This is a genomic window from Pedobacter suwonensis (genome assembly GCF_007833675.1).
GTDB lineage: Bacteria > Bacteroidota > Bacteroidia > Sphingobacteriales > Sphingobacteriaceae > Pedobacter > Pedobacter suwonensis.
In genome coordinates this window covers 3,816,728-3,837,889 of sequence record NZ_CP031708.1, presented here as the reverse complement: position 1 = coordinate 3,837,889, position 21,162 = coordinate 3,816,728, and the positions used below count along the sequence as shown (strand labels likewise).

Genomic DNA, 21,162 nt, shown 5'->3' with positions numbered 1-21,162 from the left:
TCAATTCTTTTGCCATTTTAAAATACAACTCAAATTCATCCTTTTAAGCTTAATCTTACCTGTATTTTGATGGATTTGTAATTTTGTTCCATCAGAGCGAATGATCACACCGGCCCCGCCCATTTCCTGAAATGTCTTAGCCACTTCTAGGCGATGGTTTTCATCAAACCATCCCAGGTGGCATCAATGATACCAAGGCCGAAAATCCTCCAGTAAATCTTCGTCGGCTAACGGCCATGCTTTAGGAACGGTTCTACCACTTTGTATTTTGCCTAATTCAGCAAGAGCAGCCTTATAGTGTTTTTTGGGCTATCTCAATATCAACGTTGACATTACAGATATTGATAAAATGCCATTTAGACATATCTTTAATGTATATGCGGAGGTTGGCGTACTTAATTTTATCCTAACTAACGAAAATTATATCTGTGTTGAAGCGGCTTAGGTAGCCTGAAGCTTCAGCCATTGCGGTGGCAATGGCATGGTTTAATATTTCATCATCGTTGTCGCTGATCGCATCTATACTACTTTCGTACATGTGCGTTAAAAAATCTTGTTTGGTTATAAAATCCATGTTGTTAAATTTTTCTGCTGCCTTTACGGCTTGCGTTAATGGTTTGAATATTACTGGTAAGAAATTGATCGTGCTTGAATTAAAACCTTTTCAAACCAGTCATATTTTTTTGTAATCGTGTCAGGGTTTCAGCAATCTTCATCCGTGTCAAAATCATCAACAATAATCCCGTCAGGTCTTACCTCGTCATTACGGCTACCTCTGGGGCTTTGCCCCGAGCCGATGGCTCGTAAAGTCTACACCTTTAAGGGTGATAAATTTGCCTTCACTCCAGTTGCCATAACTTTTCTGTATTACGTAATCAGCAATTAAACGGGAATTGTTTTCTAAAATTGATTTACGGCCTTAAAGTCTTACTGCATTATCATAGCTATTTGAACCTAAAAACCAGTTTTCTTTTTAAGGTTCGCCCATTTCCCTTCTACAAACCATTTGCTGATCGTGTTGCCGCTAGTTCCAACGCGTTCAGCCAGGGCTTTTTGGTTGGTAATGTTTTTATGCAGGTACAGGACTTTAGCATTCCAGTTCCTCTTTTGTAAGTCGTTTTTTTGCCATAACACTTCAAAAATGCATGCTATATATAGACTAAAAAAACTGGGTTGCGCTATCACGGCACTTATTGCCGGAATAACGTAAACATGCTGCTGTGATACTGCAAACCAATTTTTTTGGCTGTTTTTGAAGGAGTATGTTTGTGCCAACAAAAGGAAAAAGCGGCAAATGAAAAGAGCAAGCAAGCGTATTATTCTTACTGGTGAAAATATTAACCGATACGGCTTTCGTGTATTAACTGATGGAATTGATTTAACGCAATACGATAAAAATCCATTAATGCTTTGGATGCACATCCGAGCATTTTCCAATGACGCGGAAACTACAATTTTAGCTTTAAGTAAAAAATCCAATGAAGTTTTTAAATAAGATGCTTGCTAAGTTCGATTATCATAGCTGGGCAGAATTTGGGCAAAGTTTGTTGCCATCGTCAAAATACGGGTGGACGGTGCTAAGTGCTGGTTTTAGCCTATCAATATTCCCATTCGTAGATAGGGTTTTTGGGTTAGATGCTTATGCGTTCGCTGTCTTAATCTTAGTTTTTATTGCTGAGTTGACGAGCGGCCTTATTGCTGCCAGTATTTGTAAGGAAGCAATTAGCAGCATGAAGCTAAGTCGATTTTCATTTAAGGTGTTTTACTACCTGGTGCTAATCTCATTGCCATATGTGATGGCTGAAAGCTTCAAATTGCACGGAAAAGCGGCTGCTGCTTTCATGTTCGATTGGCTGCATTTATTCTTACTGGCCCAAATCATTCTTGAAAACGTAGTAAGTATACTTGAAAACCTAGCCGTGATCAGCGGTAAGGATAAAACGCACTGGATCGCAAAAATTCAGCAAAAATTCAACAATCTAATATCATGAACAGAACAGAAAAAATAATCACGATAGCTAAAAGCTACGTTGGCATAAAAGAAAAAACAGGCAACAAAGGTTTTTGGAATGCGGCGTTTGAAAAGTTAATGATTGCGGTTGGCTGGTATGTTGGTGCTGCATGGTGTGCATTTTTCACTAAAAACGCTTACCTGCAAGCATATTCCGATAACAAAGCTTTCGTTGCTGTAATTAGAAATTGCTTCACTGGCGGCGCTGTCGACACCTTTAACCGCGTGAAAGCCAATGGCACATTTGCAACAGGAACAACGCCCAAAAACGGCGCTATTGTTGTATTTAGGATGGGTGATACATCGCGTGGTCATCATGGCATTATAGTTAATTCAGTTTATGCCAGCAATACCATGCAAACGGTAGAAGGTAATACCAATTCTACTGGCAGTCGTGAAGGCGATACGGTGGCGATTAAATTAAGGACAATTACCCGCGGTTTTAAGGCCGATGGTTTAAATGTCGTTGGATATATCTACCCATTTGAAGTGTAAGGCGATGAAAAATATACAGGTTAAATGCTGGAAATTATTAGTCTTTCTTGTCTTAGGATTATTGATGCTATCCAGTTGCAGGGTTCGGGAAAAAGGCCTGAATACCCAAATATTAAACAATGTTGTTATAGACAGCCTAAGCCAGCACTACAAAAAAACAAAGCTTGTTACCAGCTTTTACGGTGATGTGCTTCAAGGTGCTTACAACCCTGATAGTCTGGGTTGCGATAGCGCTGTTTTCGAGAGTACCGGAATAAAACTGACTTTCAAAAAAAGAGGCAAAGGCAAGGTTTTGATTTTTGCGGCCAAAGCAAAGCCGGTGGCACGATCAGAATTGACGGTGGTAGATAGCAATACAACAGCGGCTAAAAAGAACGCAGAATCAAGTTTTAATCAACAAAACAAGGAAACAGTTGAGTCTTCCCAATGGACAAAGAGGCTAACCTTACTATCTATAGTAGCAATCATTTTATTGGTTTATTGGGCTTACAAAAAGTTTACATGAAAACAAAAAATTTAGAGAGAGTCAAAGAGTTTTTCGAAAAAAACACCGAAACAAAAGCGGTTTATTTAACCAGTGATGGTAATATGTTTAAGGCAGAACACTACGCTTCAAACTGGGCGGTTGGCTTATCTGATAAGACTTTAACGCCAGTAACAAGGGCTTCGATCCTGAGATCAGAGACCATTACAAAAGCCTTAGCCAACAAAGCAGCTACTGGTTTAAGTGGAGATACTGAAGTTCAAATCCAGATTATTCCAATAGCGACAAAGTCTGAATTATCAGAATCGCATGAAAAAGCCGAATTGGTTAAGCGCTATATCGAATTGTACGATAAAAAGCCAAACAACATGCTTGATATTCCCAAGCTGAAATAAGCCATTCAGACAAAATAGCCGAAAAAACGGCTGATACTGGCGAATAATTTAAAACAATCAAATATTTAAAACAATCAATTATTTAAAAACCATTTAAAATTTTAAAAAATGTCACAATCATTTTCATACGGACTAAAAATTAACGGCTTAGTAATGGGTGCTATTGCTGTAGACGGTGGGGCTGGTACAGTTCTAACTTCACCTGGCAAAGTGAGAGAAAATACATTGCGTATTACTCCAGCTGAAAATACCGATACCGAATTTTTTGAAGAAGGCGATGATAGCGCGCCAGCTATTACCATTTCAAAACGAGGCATCAAGGAAATTACATTCGACCTTTTAACTTTCGACCCCGAAGTATTGGCCGATTTAACTGGCGGTACTGTAACTGGTGATGGTGAAAACATGCTATATAACGAACCATTAGGTAATACTAATGTGGAAAAAACTTTGAAAGCTACTGATACTCAGGGTAAGGATTGGTTATATCCTCGTGTTAAGGTGCAAGCGGCTTTAGTTGGTGTATTTACGACTAGTGACGTCAATGTTGTACGCGTTAAATGCAAGGTTCTTAAACCTGCTAAAACTGGTGTTTCATCTTTTACCTATGGTAAACCAGCTGTTGTAGTATAATGAAAGGTTTCAGCACGGAATTGAAAGCGGCTGAAACCTTATTAGACATAGGCGTTCCATTTGTGGTTAGAGCGCCTATGTTTTTTAGGTTATTCTTTATTAAAACAATACGTTTTACGCTTAAAAACCCATACATGGGCACATCTATCCGAGCCGCCAGCCTTTATTTAAAAGCGCAAAAGTTAGGCGTTGACGCCGAAAACATGACAGAAGCTTTAAAGGTACGGGAGAAAACAGCTTTTTTAATCGCCAGATCAGTGGCTATGTACATTTTGCGCGGTAAGCTTTTCAGTTGGTTATTTAGTCATTTGGTCGCCTATTGGCTTGTAAACGGAACATCCGAAAAAACATTACTCAACATCATGAATGTGTTGATTGCTAATGGTGTAAATGATTTTATGAGTACTATCAGATTGACAGCGCATCTGAACATGATGAAGCCCAATCTGAGTCCGATGGAACAGAGGAGTTAAAGGCAACTGGCCTAAATAGCCTTTGGGGAATAAAATACATGATAGCCGAAAAAACTAGCTGGAGTGATGATTACATTATGTGGGGTATAAGCTGGGTTAACCTGCGCATGATGTTAGCCGATGCCCCCGGCATGAGTAAAAAGAAAAAAACAACAGAAGTAACAGGCGATGAACTTGCTAAAATATTAGGGATATAAAATGAATAATTCGGATTTAGGTATTGATTTTGTTTTTAACACGCCCGAAGCCTTAGCGGAAGTTAAACGTATAGAAACCAGTATTAACAGTATTGGCAAATCTGCTGATGGTGCCGCCGCTAAATTTAAAAGCAGCGTTAGTAAACTTGCAGTACCGACTAAGGACCAAATTGATTTAATTGAGGGGCTAAATATTAAGCTGGCTGAATATCAGGAAAAATCAGACAAAGCCACAAGCGTAAAAAGCATTGAACTTGCGAACGCACAAATACAAGAATTTCAAGAGGAAATCGTCCGTTTAACAAACATAGGTAAAGCTGGTTTTGATGATTTGGGCAGAAATATAACCAAATCATTTGAGCAGTCTACAAACGAACTTAACAGGGCAAAAGAAGCCTTAATGATATATCAAAAATATGCCGGCGAAACATTCAATCCGCAATTGTTGGCGAAGTATAATGCAAAAATTGAACAAACCACTGAAAAGATAAAACAGCTTGAAGGTTTAGGTACTAGCATTGATGCTTCAGGCGGTTCTACACCGGAAACTTTAGGCAGTAAAGAAACCCTTCAGGAACTTCCTAAAAGCTATGCTTCTAAAGCTAATGGTTCAAATGTCTTATCTGAAATTACCAGCTATAATAAACAACTAGAAGAAATCCGTGCAGAAATAGAAAAAACAGCAAATGTTGGTAAATCCGTTTTCGATAAATTTGGTAATTCAATCGCTGAAAGTGGAGGTAATCTATTAACCAAAGTTTTTCCGGCTTTAAAATATATCGAAAATATATTGCCAGGCATTGGGGTTTCGGGTTTGTTAGCATTCGCCATCGATCCTATCATGGATTACCTTTCTGCTTTGTGGGAGGGTAAAGATGCGCTGGATACTTTAAAGATTTCCGCTGAAAATCTTAATGAGGTAAGAAAAAAATCATCTGAAGCTTTATATACCGAGCAAAGCAATTTGCAGGTTCTTTTGGATGTTGCTAGAAATGAAAATGTATCCAAAGATTTAAGGGCTGAAGCACTTAATAAAATAAACAGGATATCTCCAGAGCATTTAGGTAATATCACCTTAGAAACGATTAAAACAAAGGAAGCTACAGCGGCTATCAATTTGTATGTAGATGCATTGAAAAGGCAATCTGTTGAAAAGGCTATATCCGAAAAAAGGCAGGATTTGGTTAAGTCTCGTATTGATCTTAAACAGGATTATGAAGATGCCATCGAGAAAGTTAATAACCTAGCTGACCAGGTTAAAAACCAGCGGTTCAAAAATAAAGCATCAAATGAAGAAACTGCTGTAGAGGCAAAATACAGAGAGGCTAAAGATGCTTTACAGAAGCAATTCGGCAAAGATAAATCCATCCTTAAGCAAATAGATGATTTAGATGCTTTTGCTAAAAAGCAATATGAGAACTTTAGTAAAAAGCCCGTTAAATCAGGCCGAAAAGATAAAGGATTTTATCAGAATATTGTTGATGATGCACAATTTCAATTAGACAATCTGGATAATTCTAATGCGGATTTCAAAACGAAAAAGGCCGCTTTGGAAGTAAAGATAAAGGAGGCGAATAAAGAATTAGAAGATTTTGAAATTAAAGAAGATAGGCCAAAAAAGGGAAAAAAGCCTAAATCTGAAACCGCGAACATAATGCAGCAGGCAATTGGAGATTTGCGTTATAAAATTGATACTGAAAAAGCTACGATAGCATACGAAAAGCAAAAGCAGCTGTTTGAAGATTACGAAAACTACAAATCCAATTTTGGTAAACAGGCCGCTGATAAGCGTTTCGGAACGGAGGTTAAAAGTAGTGCCGATCTACTGAAGCAAAAACAGGCGGATTATGTACGGTTGGCTTTAAAAGGAACTGTTGGCGGTGGGTTAATTGGCGGCGAACAGGCTCGTTTGGATGCTCAAGAAAAACAGATAAAAGAACTAAGGGCCATTGAAGATAAGCGCTATCAGGATGCTTACAATTCTGCCTTAACATACAATCAAAAAGTTGATCGGATAAACGAAGAATATCGGGCTAAAGCTGCTGACTTACGCAACTCCATTACAGACGATCAAAAAAAGGCTTTAAACGAGCAAAGAGATAACGCGATAAATGCCGCAAAGGATGAAGCCTTAGCGAAAACAGCCATCTATAAAAAAATGGCTGAAGAAACTTTAGAAATCACAAAAAAGGACGCTAAAGATCAGATTGAGGTACTTAAAAAGTTGCTTGCTGACGGATCGATTACAGGTGATCTAAAAAATAAAATTCAAAAGGACATAAATAGCCTTGAGTTTGCTCTAAAAATTGGTGTTGATGCGGCGAACTTAGAAAGTTTAAAATCTAAATTAAAAACGCTTTTTGCAGCATTAAATGAATCTGAAGCTGGAAATAATATAGTATCTCCAGAACAAACGAAACGCATATTAAAAGAGATTGCCACTATTCAGGCTAAAATCAAAGGCATTGATTTTAACGGCAATGGTGTGGCCAGCTGGGGCGATAAGGTTGCTAAAAACTTCGGATATTTAAAGGGTGATGCTGCAACCGTTTCGGCTGGTGTATCAAAAGATTTAGGAGCGGTATCAGGATCGTTCAGCCAGCTTTCTGAAGCTGTAGGCGGTGTAGGCACTGAAGCGGGTTATACCCTTGATACATTGGGTAAGCTGGCGGCGGTCGGTTCTGATGCGGCTGGTGCATTTGCAAGTTTTGCAAGCGGCGATATCGTTGGTGGAGTTACTAAAGCTATCAGCGCGGTTGCTGGCCTTTTTTCAATAGGTAAAAAGGTTAAGGAAATGAATGCAGCCGCTCGTAAGGAGGTTGAGGATTTTTATACCAGTGCAATTGCTGGCGAACGCGCTTACCAGGACATGTTAAACGAAAGACGGTTAGCAAATATACGCGACGGTAAGACTAATCTGAACGGGTTGAGGGATGAACTTGCATTGCGCAAGAAACTCTTTGATGAGTATGCGAAGGAAAGCGCAGAAATCATGGCTAAGCTTCAGGGACAATCTTTCATTAAAAGTGAAAGTTACACTCATGGCACCTGGTTCAGAAAAGCAAAGGTTGACAAAAGCTACGGAAGCCTGGAGGGGAAAACTTTTGAAGAGTTGAGCAGCCTTTTATCTCAAGGTAAGCTTGAGGGTGATGCAAAGGCGTTGGTAGAGCGGTTGAAAGAACTTGAACAAAAGGGTTACGATGTGGCCAGCGCCTACGCCAGCGCGGTCAAAGAATTAACTGAACTGTTTACAGGCACAAGTTCTGGCAGCTTAACGGACGGTCTGTTGAACATGTTTAAAGAAGGTAAAACAGGTGTGCAGGATTTTGCTGATTTCTTTAAAGAAACAATGGATAATGCTGCTTTGAGCATTTTTAAGAACAATGTGCTGGCCGAAATGATGAACAAGTTTTATGACGAGTTCGCGAAGAAAGCGCAAAGCGGTGATGAGTTAACAGATACTGAATTTGCCGACCTGCAAAAACTTTTTACGAACCTGACCGATCAGGCCAAAAGCAAATATGAGGACTTAAAGAAAATAACAGGCTCTGATCTTAAAGGTTCCAATACAGCAAATAGTATGTCTGGTTCTGTAGGTCAGCAGATCACAGAGGCTACCGGAACTGTTGTGGCTGGTGCCTTGAATGGTGTTCGTATTGGCGTGTTGGAAGGCAATTCGATCCTTAGAACAATCAATTTATCAGCTGCTGAACAACTATATAGTTTAAAGGCACAGGTTTTAATTCAGTCCGAGATTGCGGCCAATACGTTGCGTATGGCAAACAACAGCGAAAAACTTCCAGGAATAGAAACTGCATTATTAAGTATTGACAGGAAAATGGGCAAAAGTGCCGACGCATTAGCCGCAAACGGTAGAACAACAATATGAGCGCTTCAGGACAATATAAAATTGATGGTTTGGATTTGTTTGACACATATAGCTATGTTGTCGAATCAGCTTCAGACGAACTAATAAAAGATGCCGGATTGAAAAATCCGCCCGAATACGATTGGGAAGACCAGGACGGCAAAGAGTATTTTTTGGATCAAAGATTTGCAAACGACAAAGATGTTTTGTTGCGCGGTTATTTTCATTGCAAGAACAAAGTTGAATTTTGGCAAAAATATACTTCGTTACTTACAAAACTTAAATCACCAGGACTTAGAAAACTCTATTCTGCCGAACTAGAGCAAACATTTGATGCCTTTTACAAAGGGGCTTCGAGCGCAGTTAAGTTTACGCAAATGAGTTCAAGCGACATAGTTGTTAGGATGGAATTTCCGTTAACGGTAATGCCGTTGGAATATGTTATTCCTGGTGGCAAGCTATCGCAAGTCATCACATTTCCTGTCATAGCAACGAAAACCGAAAATGATGCAGATTTTGAGCCTGCTGTAAGTGCTTCGTCAGGTCTTTCAGTCAATCTGTTTAGTAGCAATCCATCTGTTGCCACAATTATAAATGGAAAGACAATACATATCACAGGGATTGGTACTACGGTCATCACAGCACAGCAGCTGGGCAACGATACTTATAACCCTGCAACCGATAAAACAAGGGTGTTAACGGTTATCGCCTTTGTCGAAAACAATAAATTTCCTTACACATTCCCATTTAATTTATCATAAATATGGCAATTCAAAAAACAAACATAGCAAATAAGGCCACTAACGGTGAATTCACTGCTAGTGAGTTTAACGCGGTAAAAAACACCATAGACAATAATGCGGATGAATTAACGAACGTTGCTGCCGCTCTGACAGGTAAAGCCAGTAAAGTAAACGGCATGGTGCCGACAGGTGAATTGCCACCTGTTTATTTTACTGGCCTTACAGGAAGCGGAACGCAATCCGATCCTTATGTGGTATCGGCTGGCGGTTTGTCTGCCGAACAATTAACACAGTACTTTCAGTCATTGCCAAATTGGGCGGCTGATCGTATATTACAGGGTAATTTAGAGTGGATCGATCCGCCAGCATCGGGAAATCAGCAGAAACTAGCAACCCCTAATATTGTTTTTGGCACAGCTGCTTCAGATGCTATCCCGATCAGTTGGGATGCTATACCATTTGGTGTAACTTATACCCTTCAACGTGACACTTCAATAGCATTTGCTAATCCTGTTAATGTTTACAGTGGCGGCAATACGGCTGTTACCGATATAGGATTAACGGCCAGCACCCAGTATTTTTATCGGTTGCGTGTAAGCGCATCCGGTTTCGCAAGCAGTGATTATGACGTTGATAACAAAACAACCGATGTACCTGGTAACGTAACGCCAGTTGCACCAACATTGGCAGCGAATGATACCAATAATACTTTATCAGCCTCGCATGCTTTGGGGGCGTCTGAAATTGTAATGAGTGTCAACGGCGCGGCTTACATTGCTTATCCTGGAACTATTTCTGTTGGTGATGTAGATAGGCCAGCGGGTTACTGGAAGTTCAAAATTAAATCAGCTACGGGAAGAAATGAAAGCCCTGTTGTTAATTCACCTGCATTCACTGTAACTGTATTGCCTAAGCCAGCTGCACCAACCGTACCAGTAACCGATGATGTGGCCAATACATTCAATTGGACTAATACCGCTGGTTATGGTACAACATCTAGTTATCAATATACTACCGATGCTGGTGCAACCTGGAAAAATGTAACTGCTAAGCCTATCGTGATCGGCGATGTTGATTTAGGTATTGGCCAGGTAGGTGTAAGGATCAAAGCGATAACCAACGTTAACCAGGCTTCGGATATCTTATTTAACACAGTTCCGTTTGTATCTAGTGAGCCTGATTTATCAACAGCGGTAACCAATTACATTTTTTTAACCAATACGGAATTAGTACCAGGTTATGATAACTGGACACAACAAAAATCAGGTTTTGATTATACCAGTATGGTAGCTGGCTACACGATTGCGGAAGGTTCGGAAGGTTATGTTCAAATGGATGTACAATACGGCATACCATCAGGATTTTTGATACTTCAGTCCGGCACTACAAACCCGCCAACGGGTACAAATATCGGTAGTCCTGGTATGTCCGTTCAGTTGTCGGTAAATTATGCTACTGGTCAAAATAGCGTAGGTGGTAGAATGGCCGGGTCTTTTGTTCAATCCTTAAATGTATCTACCATTTCTAAAATTCGTTTCAGAACAGATGGTGCTACTGTTTATATGGAGGCGTTTACAACCTCTTGGCAGCAGGTATCTGCCGCGCCGCATGAAGGTACGCTAAGAATCAAAGGTTCTTATTTCACACAACGAAATGGTGAACCTGGTGCAGGATTACCAAACGATGGTTTAGTAGATAGTCAAATCCGCAACTTAAAACAATACGGTTTCTCATAATGATCGATATAAGAGGTAGAAGGTTCATCGTTGTCGCAAATGGCGGTGGCGGTGAACAACCAGGCAACGACGGTGAAATTGTAATTACCGTAATGCTCAACGGTATTAACGGCACCCCTGGTGCGCAGATTGCGGATTTTAAGTATAACAAAGATTTAGCCCTAATCCTGGAGAAAGATGACGGTGGTGATGGGGACTATAAAACTTTGTTCCGTTGGTTGGAGAAAGGCGAAAACTTTAACGGTTCGCAAGGTACAGCGCCCACATATACTGATGGTTGTGGCAATCCGGTAAAATGGAAAGCTTCTTTTGCCGTGCCGACCATTGGCCAGAATGGTGATGATATGCACAATGGCGTTAACCCGACTTATACTACATGGGCGCAATACGCGGAAGCACACGAAAAAGGATGGACGTTATTAAACCATGCTTACGGCGAAGATGCAGATACTAAATATGAAGATCGTGAGGCCACGATAAAAATGAATGAGATTAAATTTTTTAACGAACTTATTCAGTACGGAGTTTATTGCCGCACACGGCACCTGGTAATTCCAGATACCCAGGAAGGCTTTACCTCCAGTGCGTTCTCAATGGGTTATAAGACTGTTGGCAGCGCGTTCGGATTGAATAGCGATGATGGCCAGAACGATAAACAATTCAACATTACAAATTTCAATGTCGATAGGTTGATGATGGTTCGTGAGCATCTGGGCGATGAATGGGTACAGGCTATGCAAGATTATGCTATTCCTTTAGCAATGAACAGACTTTTCGGTTTTAAAGGTCAGCAAAAGGCGGCTATAACTGTATTTAGTCACGGCCCTGGTATTATCGAATCGCAGTATAATTACTTTAAACAGTTTACGCAATACGTGAGCAATCGCCCTGATAATAACGACTGTCTTTGGGTGCCTTCAGTACACGAATTTTGGGACTATCTGGAAACTAAAAAGAAATCGGTTAAAACTGAATTGGTAACCGGAAATACGTTAAAGATCACCATCAATCAAAATGCAATTCCGGTACTCAATCAGTTCAGGGATTTATCTCTGATTATTAACGGTGGATCAATAGCCAGTGTCAACGTAACTGGCGCCGATGGCTATTCGTTTAATGGCGCTACAGGTCTGATTAATGTAAGGAAGAAAAAAACGGTTTTTCTAACCCCTGAACTTGATGCACGGCCAGCAAAACTACTTAGCGCTACAGCTGCCGGAAATTCGATAGCGCTTGTTTTTGAAAGCGCAATTACCCAAAGCATAGCCGGTGCCTGGAGCGTTCAAAACAATACGGTTACAGGCATCAGCGGTTCCGGCACAAACTGGAGCATAGATTTAGCTAATCCGACATCGGCAGGTACTAAGATGTACTACAGGATGCAGAACGGTGATGCCACAACGGTAAGCAATGGCCTAAAGATTTGCAGCTTCATTGAATACCCTATCAGTTAAAATACTATGAATTACGAAATAAAACGAGCAGGCGTAACAGTCGCGACCGTTACGCCTAAAGGTGTTCAGGATAAATTAATCATGGCACAGAATAAAGTTGATATGAATTTTGAACTAAATTCATACGTTGACTTTTTTATCGGTGACTATGTTGATGTTTACGGCGAACGCTACTGGCTTAACGTTGATGCTAGTGTAAAAGAAGAATCGTCTATACGTTGGGTTTACACGCTTCCTTTGCAAGCTATTCCATTTGATTTAATTCGGACCATATTTTTCATGTATGATGATCAAAACCAGTTAAAAGAACCTGTTTTTGATCTTACTGGAGATATGGAGACATTTTTAGACTTGATAATCACCAACCTGTCAAGGTTTCAGGTAGGCTGGGTAAAGGGCAATGTTGATCCCACCGATGTAAAAACGCTTTCGTTTAACTCTGAAAATTGCATGGCCGTGCTTTCCAGATTAGCTGAAGAATTTCAAACGGAATACTGGTTTGACGGCCAAACGATCCATTTGACCAAGCGAGGTGAAGTGTTAAATACAACGTTGGAGCAAGGTAAAGGAAAGGGTTTGCGGAAGATTGAACGCGTGCCGTTAGATAACAAATCGCCAATAACAAGGCTATATGTATTTGGTTCTGAACAAAACCTGCCGTCAACTTATAGGAATGGCTCTAAAAGGCTTAAATTGCCGTTATCGGTTGCCCCTAACTATTACCTTGAAAAGAACGTAGATTTATACCGTGAGCGTGAGGATACCTATATAAACGAAGATATTTTTCCGCGCCGAAAAGGTAAGGTTACGAATACAACCGCAATTAACAACTTTACAGATACGGCATTAGATTTTGATATTAATTTGCAGCTTATTCCTGGTACATCGGCAAAGGTTAAATTTTTGACAGGTCAATTAGCGGGATATCAGTTTGAAATTGCCAATGGTGGTTATAATCATACAACCAAAACAATAACAATCCTGGCAAACAAAGACGAAAAGGCTTTTACTGTGCCTTCAGACGTTTTGCGGCCATCTGTTGGTGATGAATGGGTTTTGCTAGACATTAAAATGCCTGATTCTTACATATTCAACGCTGAAAATGAACTTCTCGCTGCGGGGCTTAAACAATTAAATGAAGTCAATGGAAGTAGGTTCAACTATCTTTTGACAACTGATCCATTCCATTTCGCGAGAACATCAACAAATCTATCTTTAGGCAAATACATCCGTTTGAAGTCAACCGAATTTAACGTTGACAATGATATCCGTATCGTTGGATATACCCGCGACCTGCAAAACCCTTACGAATATCCTACCGTTCAGGTTTCCTCTTTTTTGCAGTTTCACCCAGCTGTTATAGCTGATAGCCAGCAAAGGGCAATAGAACGCGCTGTACAGATCAATAAGCTATCTGATATAGTTAAGGCTCGTAACAATAGAAAGTCTACAAAGGAGACGTTAAACATGATGTTTAACCCTGAAACCGGAAAGCTTTACCCTGAAACTATTGAGGCTGGAAGTATCACCGCGCAGGCGCTTTCGATTGGTACGAAATCACAGGACTTTAAATTAACGAACATACTAAAACCCAATGCAAGACTTGATGTAAATCGTATAGATTGGACTACAGGCCGATTGATCCATTACCTGATTGAAGCTAATGGCGGTGTATGGACTATTGCGGCTGGTTCGGTAAATGGTCTAACCGCTTCAAAAGCATATTACATCTACGCAAAGTGCGATAAGGCTTCTTTGTTTGGTACGCTGGTAATCACAGAAGCGCAGATAAAGGTTGAAGATGTTGCGGGTTACTATCATTTTTGGGTTGGTGTATTGAATAGCGTTGTCGGCGGTTATAGGGTTATTACCTCAACAGCTGGGGCTACTGACATTAACGGAGGACAGATCACGACTGGCATCGTTAAAAGTAATAACGGTGAAGCTTATTTTGACCTTAACGAAAATAAACTGTATGCAGGTAATGCCACTAAAGGCATAGACTGGAATGTTTCAAAACCTAATACGTTAACCATTAGGGGCGCGGTCAGCCAAAATGCTGGAGGCATCGAAGCGCCTATCCCTGTTTTTAGAGGGGCTTATAATGCCGCTTCGACATATTATCAAGGCGATACAGTTACTTATTTAGGTTCAACCTGGTCATACATTAATTCTGTGCCGAAAAACGGCCAGACACCTGCTGAAAATGCTTACTGGACTGTAGTAGCCAAAGCTGGGCAAAACGGTAATGACGGTTTACCAGGCGCTGCCGGAACATCAACATTTTTCCATGTGGCTTACTCTGATTCAGTGGATGGCACATTAAATTTTAATCAAAATTCAGGAAAGTATATTGGTACGTACGTTGATTTTACGCAGTCAAATTCGAATGATCCGGCTAAATACAAATGGGTGCTTTTAAAGGGTGCTGACGGTATAGATGGAACGGATGGTATACCGGGCAGCAACGGTATTGATGGCAAAACATCTTATCTGCATATCAAGTACTCAAATGATGGCGGCTTAACCTTTACAGCTAATGCTGGTGAAGATGTAGGCACCCATATTGGCCAATACGTTGACTTTATCTTAGCAGACAGCACCAATGTTGGGGATTACAAATGGGCATTAATCAAAGGTGCAAACGGCACGAATGGTACAAATGGTATAGATGGAAATTATACAGAATTTAGATTTGCAAAAAACGGAAGCCCATCTGAAGCGCCCAATTCACCGCAAAATATAAATGATCCATTAGGTTGGTCAACGGAACAACCATCTTTAATGGTTGCTCAATACCTTTGGATGGTTCAGGGCTTAAAGTCAGGAACTGGAAATTTAATTGGTTCGTGGTCTACTCCTGTCAGGTTCACAGCTGTTGACGGAAGTAATGGAACGAACGGAAAAGATGCACCATATCTTACTAATCGAGGTAATTACGATAACAATAAAATCTATGTTGGTAATGCAAAGAGAATTGAAGCGGTGCAGTACCTGGGCGATTGGTACGTTACGCGGGTGGATGCTGGCAATATCCCTGTAGGTAGATTGCCTACGAACACGGACTACTTCAATCCCTTCGGTGGTCAATTCGAAAGCGTTGCAACTGGTTTGTTATTGGCGCAATTGGCATATATCGAAAATTTAGGCGTTAGGTATTTGGCGACTGATGCACCAGGAACTAAACGCGTTGAGATAAACGGCGAATTAAATAATATTAGGGTATTGGATGCCAATAATGCTGTTTTGATTGATGCCGATGATGATAGTGCAGTAGAAAGCATCAGTTTTAAGCCCAATGATCCGCCATTACCACCAACGATAAAATATAACTATGGACCAGGTGTAAAGGTTGGTGACTTCTCGACAGTTGCAGGTGCTTCCAGTATGGGAAGAAAAGGAGTATTGACTAATGGCTTTTATAGGAAGATTAACCAGGCAACTGGAGCGGTTCAATTTGAAGTGGAGGCAGACGGCGGTAAAGTTAATGCTAATAACGGATTGGAAGTTAGTGGGGACACTGTATTAGACACTGTTAAGGTAAAAGACGGTGGTGAAATTAAAACAGGTTGGAGCGGTACGATTACAACCATTAGGGCATCTAATGGGCAGGTATCGGTAAAGATTAATGCACCTACTCCGACTTCTATATTAGATAAATGGACTAGAAGCACCTATAAAAATGGGATATTGGTTAACCTTGAGAATGAGATTATATAGACGGCAAAACAAAAAGAAATTAGGCTATCACAGGATAGCCTAATTTCTTCTAAAAATTCGTTTTTCGCGTTTTCCATTTTCAAAAATAAATATTTAAATCAGTTTTAAAGCCTATTTAAAATGGGACACTTGGTTTTGATTTTTTTTTAAAAAAATGGGACATTTAGTTTATCCGATCTTAAAAACCCATGAACTGTATTTCATAATTACGCGAATGCCTTCCTGTAGTTCCTTTTTTTTCGAAACGGTGTTTTTAAGTCATTCTACAATACTGCGGCCAAACAAATATTAATCAGCATTGTATATTATTGATTATGTTCAAAATCTTTTTTAGCCTGTTGCTAATCTGTTCTACACTCCTCGTAAAAGCTCAACATCCACCTGTTTTTGCTGCAATGCGTACCGATTCAAACTTTGTTAAGCTGTACGATCTGGATATCACATTGGTAAAATATAGCTATAAACCCAACGGCGTAAAGTTTCTAGTGGTACATGATAATGAAGACACCGGGGTAAAGGCTGGTTTTGATTATATCCGCTGGTATGGGGGCGAACTCATAGACAGCCAGTACGGAGCGGTGAGGGATTACTATTTCACGTATATGGACGACCAGTACCGCATAGACCCCAATGCGATATATACTGAAGTGGGGGTGAATACCCGGTTAAAGAAAAACCAGTTTAGCTCTAACGAAGTTGAAAAAGCTATACTAAGCACAGGTAAACAGATTGTAGATTTTTATGATCCAAAAACTACGGGTTATTTTTTAACCCTTCATAACAATGCTGATGGTGGTTTTGGCATCTCTTCTTATTTACCAGGTTACGATTTATCCAGTACTGCAGATTCTGTTTACATCAACTTCCAGATGGATGGCGACGATCTGATTTATGTTACCGAGGCGAGGTTGTTCAGCAGTTTAAAAAAGGCCAATGTGAATGTTATCCTTCAATCTAAATTCGCAACCAACGATGGTTCGCTTTCGGTTTATGCCATGCAAAATAATATCCCCTATATCAATGTAGAAGTACAGCATGGACACCTGGAAGAAAACTTCAGGTTAATTGAGCTTGCAGTAGCAGCCTTAAAAGAACACGGATTAATAAAGAAAGAGTAGCATAGCAGATTCGACAGAGACTTACTGTAGTCATCGTCACGCTTGTACCGAGTTCACCGAAGGTAATTTATTTAAGGGTCTTTCTTGCTAAAAAGATGCTAACCACGAAGGAGCTGAAAGGCCAGTAAAATATTTTTTATACTTACAAAATAAGTCCAGCATGACGAACTGGTTAGGATGGGTCGTTTATAACGCATTATTTTAATTAAATATTTATCCAGTCCAGGTAAAAAGGTGTTTCGACAAAAATTAGTTCATTTTACCATATAAGATCTTTTAGTAAATATAAGTTTATGTGCATCTTAAATTCCTCATATGGTTGAACACGGGGAAATGAGCATTCAGCAGTTCCTGGCAGTTCTTAGTCCCACTCATTACAAGTCCTTGCTATGACCCGGGCTTTTCATTGCATCCTATGTCTATCGAACCGGGTTTACGAAGAATGGTCGGCGCACCCTGCAACCCGAAAAAAGAAACACTGTTTTGGCCAGTTAGCCCCGATTGAAGCGGTACCCTGCAGCAACGAGGTACGAGGAAGCGAAGCGTAAAAGCAAAAAGCGGGAAGAAACGCTATTTTACGCTCAGGCACTGCGCTCAATAATCGATATATTTTTTTTACGAAATGGAAAGCCTAATTGATCTCTCTAATCTTCGTTACCAAAAAAATAATCAGTAAACCAAATACAGAAATAATTCCGAAAGAATAGCGTAAGCTGGATAGCTGCGAAACATAACCTATTAACGGCGGACCAAACAAAAAAGCAAAATAACCGATACTTGAAACCATGGTGATGGCTTTACCAGCGGGTACTTTTTTATTATTTCCAGCTATGCTATACACCATGGGTACAATACTTGAAACTCCCAGACCAATGAGCATAAAACCAAAAATGGCAGTAATTAAATAAGGAAATATGACGGCAAGTGCCATACCTAGTGATATAATGGCTCCGCTGATTTGCAAGAGATTTTTCCGCCCGAATTTACCGATTAAATATACGCCCATAAATCTTCCGCTGGCCATCATAAACATGAACGATGCATAACCGATAATAGCTTTATTATGGGGTAATTTCACCACATCCTCAAAATAAATAGCGCTCCAATCGAACATCGTACCTTCGGTGGCCATGCTGCAAAACGCAATAACACCCAACAACACCAAAATACCTTGAGGCATGGTAAAAAACTTCGTTTTTTCCACTACAGTATCGGGCTTATTATAATTGAGTAGTTTTTTAGCGTTAAATAATACATTGGTTAAAGATATTAAGGCAATCATCCAAAAATGGGTGTACATACCCAATTTTAAGTTCACTAATCCAAGCGCAATTAATGCACCGGTTAAATTCCCGATACTCCAGGCGCCATGGAAAGAACTCATAATCGGTTTGCCGTAATAGTTTTCGCCAGCAACACCCTGTGTATTTAAGGCAATATTACACAGGTTGCCCGTAATGCCGAATAAAACCAAAAAAGCAGCCAATTGCCAGCCAGTAGTAGCCAATGCTAAAAAAGTTAAGGCAATGGCATAAAGCGGTGCTGTTGCCCTTAACATTTTCTTACTGCCAAAATGCGTGGTCAGTTTTGCAGAAAAAAACATGGTTATAATCTGTCCGGCAGGTAATGCAAAAAGTATAGAACCCAATTCTGCATCATTTAAACCCATGGAGGATTTAAAAGTTGGAATTCTACTGGCCCAACTGGCAAAACAAACCCCTTGCATAAAGTAAAAGGCAGATATGGCTAAACGTACTTGCTTTGGAGAGCTTTGCTTTAATGCAGGTTTATCATTTTGTTTAATTAAAATTTCCTGTTCTTGCGTGCGCTCTTCCAATGTAATGTCCTAAAATTATAAAACAACAAAGTTCTTTAAATCTATTGGAAATACCGACATGTTTTTAACATTTTATCAAAAAATTTTGCTGTTTATCAGGTTAGAATATTAAATTCCCCATTTTTCCGTTTCATAAGCGCTTTCCCAGAACATCCATTCTAAACGGGTTGCCATTTCAAAAGCATCCAGCATATTCTGCCGAGTTGCAGCATTCGCCTGTGCGGCCAGTTCATCTGTAATATCAATTGCCTTTTCTACTGCAGCAGCAAATTCTACGCCCGCATACATATCGACCCACCTTTTGTAAGGATTTTCTTCTCCTTTTTGCCGGGCGAAAATGTGATCTCCTACTGCCTTATAAATCCAAAAACATGGCAAAACAGCTGCTACGGCCATTTCTACATTGGCATAGGCCGCCTGGCTAAGGATATAACTGGTATATAAAAGCGTAGATGGCGAGGGCTTAACTTCGCTGGGTAAACCAAATTCTACAAAATAACTTTCATGCAAACTGCGCTCGGCGAATATAGCGCCTGTAGAAAAGCCGGCAAAAGCCATCACTAAATCTGCATTTTGCATTCGTGCGCTAATCGCGCTTAACGTCCGCCCGAATGCTAAAAGATAATAGGCATCCTGTGCTAAATAGAAAATAAATTTTTCTTTTGGTAAGGTGCCATTGCTCAGCTCTGTATTAAAGGGCATCGCTAAAATTTTGTTATAGATGGGTTCAACCTTTTCCCATGCCTGTTCGCTCCACTTCATTGGATAATCATTTTTAAAGGTTCAAAAAAGTGGTTTAAAGGTCCGTTGCCTTCTCCTGTTTTTACTTCACTACCAGCTTGTAAAGCCTGCCTGATGTAAGTTTTTGCAGTTCTAATGGCATCAAGCATCATTTTGCCTTTAGCCATTTCGGCGGCTATAGCTGATGAAAGTGTACAACCGGTTCCATGCAGATTTTTAGAGGCAATAAAAGTACTTTCGAGTATAACCGGTGCATCGCTTGCACCAATAAAAACATCGTAAATTACCGGGCCTATTAAATGCCCGCCTTTAATTAAAACGGCTTTTGCACCTTTTTCGATAATTTTCCTGCCTGCGGCAACCATATCATCAAGATCATGAATGGGCTGATCAGCGAGAATAACGGCTTCATCAATATTGGGGGTAACCAGGCTTACCAATGGGAACAATTTGCCTATCAGCTGCTCAATAGTATTAGGTGCGATCAATTTATGTCCACTGGTAGCTACCATTACCGGATCTAAAATAACAGGTACATCCGCAGCGTAATTTTTAAGCTCTGTTTCAATTACATAAACTACTTCTGCCCGGTTGATCATGCCGATTTTAATAGCCACGGGTTTGATATCATCCAGTACTGCCTGTAACTGATCTTTAATTATCGTGGCGGGAATACCGTGAACGGAACGCACTCCTAATGTATTCTGCGCGGTAACGGCAGTAATTACAGAGGTGCCAAAACAACCCAGGGCCGAAAAGGTCTTCAAATCTGCCTGAATGCCTGCACCACCGCCGCTATCTGAGCCAGCTATTGTTAACACCTGAATATAGTTCATTGCTAAAGACTTCGTTTTGTTGTACAACTTCAGGAGTCTTCAAATGCCGAAGGCATTTTTATGCAAATATTGCAGACAAACTAATTTCCTACGCCGGCATGATCCGGATCAGGTCCATTCGGGGTTGATGGCTGGAGGGTTTTAAGGTTGAAGGAAATTACCCTCTACCTTTTTACTTTCAACCTTTAACCTCAAAAAGGGTATATTCTCAGCCAACTTATTTGAAGGCACCCCTAAAGTTTTTTTGTGATGCAATATAAGGCTTAATTTTAATTCTTTGTTTATAGAAATGAATTAAATAAGAACCGATTCGATTAATATTATGCATTTTGATTAGTTTCAGCCTCCTTTTTCCTGTGCTAATCGAAGGTTAAGAAGAGTTGTCAACTTAATAGCGAAATACCTATTAAAGTTGACAACT

Annotated in this window: 18 protein-coding genes; 13 read left to right on the top strand and 5 right to left on the bottom strand. The window is 40.1% G+C overall.

Annotated features, from left to right (window positions below):
- Nucleotides 1-406 precede the first annotated feature (406 nt).
- Nucleotides 407-574 carry a hypothetical protein gene (locus DV942_RS23540; RefSeq protein WP_186462325.1) on the bottom strand — a complete coding sequence of 56 codons (168 nt, stop codon included), beginning with the start codon at nt 572-574 and terminating at the stop codon, nt 407-409.
- Nucleotides 575-954: 380 nt separating this feature from the next.
- A complete protein-coding gene (locus DV942_RS23535) occupies nt 955-1,479 on the bottom strand; it encodes a hypothetical protein (RefSeq protein WP_186462324.1) in 525 nt (174 codons plus the stop codon).
- Between DV942_RS23535 and DV942_RS15820 the strand changes: the two genes are divergently transcribed.
- The 13 genes from DV942_RS15820 (at nt 1,479) to DV942_RS15765 (ending at nt 17,327) form a co-directional block, all read left to right on the top strand.
- On the top strand, nt 1,479-1,991 hold the full coding sequence (locus DV942_RS15820) for a phage holin family protein (RefSeq protein ID WP_145859059.1): 513 nt from the start codon (nt 1,479-1,481) through the stop codon (nt 1,989-1,991). The two genes, DV942_RS23535 and DV942_RS15820, sit on opposite strands and share 1 nt — an antisense overlap.
- A complete protein-coding gene (locus tag DV942_RS15815; protein WP_145859057.1) occupies nt 1,988-2,506 on the top strand; it encodes a CHAP domain-containing protein in 519 nt (172 codons plus the stop codon). Before DV942_RS15820 ends, DV942_RS15815 begins: the two co-directional genes overlap by 4 nt.
- A 4-nt stretch (nt 2,507-2,510) precedes the next feature.
- Nucleotides 2,511-3,011: a hypothetical protein gene (locus DV942_RS15810; RefSeq protein ID WP_145859054.1), complete on the top strand. Its 501-nt coding sequence runs from the start codon at nt 2,511-2,513 to the stop codon at nt 3,009-3,011.
- On the top strand, nt 3,008-3,385 hold the full coding sequence (locus DV942_RS15805) for a hypothetical protein (protein WP_145859051.1): 378 nt from the start codon (nt 3,008-3,010) through the stop codon (nt 3,383-3,385). Before DV942_RS15810 ends, DV942_RS15805 begins: the two co-directional genes overlap by 4 nt.
- A gap of 108 nt (nt 3,386-3,493) precedes the next feature.
- Entirely contained in the window at nt 3,494-4,018 is a 525-nt protein-coding gene (locus DV942_RS15800; protein WP_145859049.1) for a hypothetical protein, read from the top strand.
- A gap of 134 nt (nt 4,019-4,152) precedes the next feature.
- Nucleotides 4,153-4,491 (top strand): hypothetical protein, encoded by a 339-nt coding sequence (locus tag DV942_RS15795; protein WP_186462323.1) that lies wholly within the window; start codon nt 4,153-4,155, stop codon nt 4,489-4,491.
- Nucleotides 4,492-4,529: 38 nt separating this feature from the next.
- Complete coding sequence (locus tag DV942_RS23530; RefSeq protein ID WP_186462322.1) at nt 4,530-4,688, top strand: hypothetical protein; 159 nt, start codon at nt 4,530-4,532, stop codon at nt 4,686-4,688.
- 1 nt (nt 4,689) lies between these two features.
- A complete protein-coding gene (locus DV942_RS15790) occupies nt 4,690-8,577 on the top strand; it encodes a hypothetical protein (protein ID WP_145859045.1) in 3,888 nt (1,295 codons plus the stop codon).
- Nucleotides 8,578-8,606: 29 nt separating this feature from the next.
- A complete protein-coding gene (locus DV942_RS15785; protein WP_145859043.1) occupies nt 8,607-9,317 on the top strand; it encodes a hypothetical protein in 711 nt (236 codons plus the stop codon).
- Between the two features lie 2 nt (nt 9,318-9,319).
- Nucleotides 9,320-11,035, top strand: coding sequence for a hypothetical protein (locus DV942_RS15780; protein ID WP_145859040.1), 1,716 nt, complete (start codon nt 9,320-9,322; stop codon nt 11,033-11,035).
- Nucleotides 11,035-12,489, top strand: coding sequence for a hypothetical protein (locus DV942_RS15775; protein WP_145859038.1), 1,455 nt, complete (start codon nt 11,035-11,037; stop codon nt 12,487-12,489). Before DV942_RS15780 ends, DV942_RS15775 begins: the two co-directional genes overlap by 1 nt.
- 6 nt (nt 12,490-12,495) lie before the next feature.
- The gene (locus tag DV942_RS15770) at nt 12,496-16,209 is read left to right on the top strand and encodes a phage tail protein (protein ID WP_145859036.1); all 3,714 of its coding nucleotides are present in this window, start codon (nt 12,496-12,498) and stop codon (nt 16,207-16,209) included.
- Nucleotides 16,210-16,523: 314 nt separating this feature from the next.
- The gene (locus DV942_RS15765) at nt 16,524-17,327 is read left to right on the top strand and encodes a hypothetical protein (RefSeq protein ID WP_145859034.1); all 804 of its coding nucleotides are present in this window, start codon (nt 16,524-16,526) and stop codon (nt 17,325-17,327) included.
- Between the two features lie 631 nt (nt 17,328-17,958).
- Here DV942_RS15765 and DV942_RS15760 read toward each other — a convergent pair.
- From DV942_RS15760 to thiD, 3 genes are all read right to left on the bottom strand, one after another.
- Nucleotides 17,959-19,164, bottom strand: coding sequence for an MFS transporter (locus DV942_RS15760; RefSeq protein WP_244950717.1), 1,206 nt, complete (start codon nt 19,162-19,164; stop codon nt 17,959-17,961).
- Between the two features lie 108 nt (nt 19,165-19,272).
- A complete protein-coding gene (locus DV942_RS15755) occupies nt 19,273-19,926 on the bottom strand; it encodes a TenA family protein (protein ID WP_145859032.1) in 654 nt (217 codons plus the stop codon).
- Nucleotides 19,923-20,741, bottom strand: coding sequence for a bifunctional hydroxymethylpyrimidine kinase/phosphomethylpyrimidine kinase (thiD, locus tag DV942_RS15750; protein WP_145859030.1), 819 nt, complete (start codon nt 20,739-20,741; stop codon nt 19,923-19,925). Before thiD ends, DV942_RS15755 begins: the two co-directional genes overlap by 4 nt.
- Nucleotides 20,742-21,162: the final 421 nt, after the last annotated feature.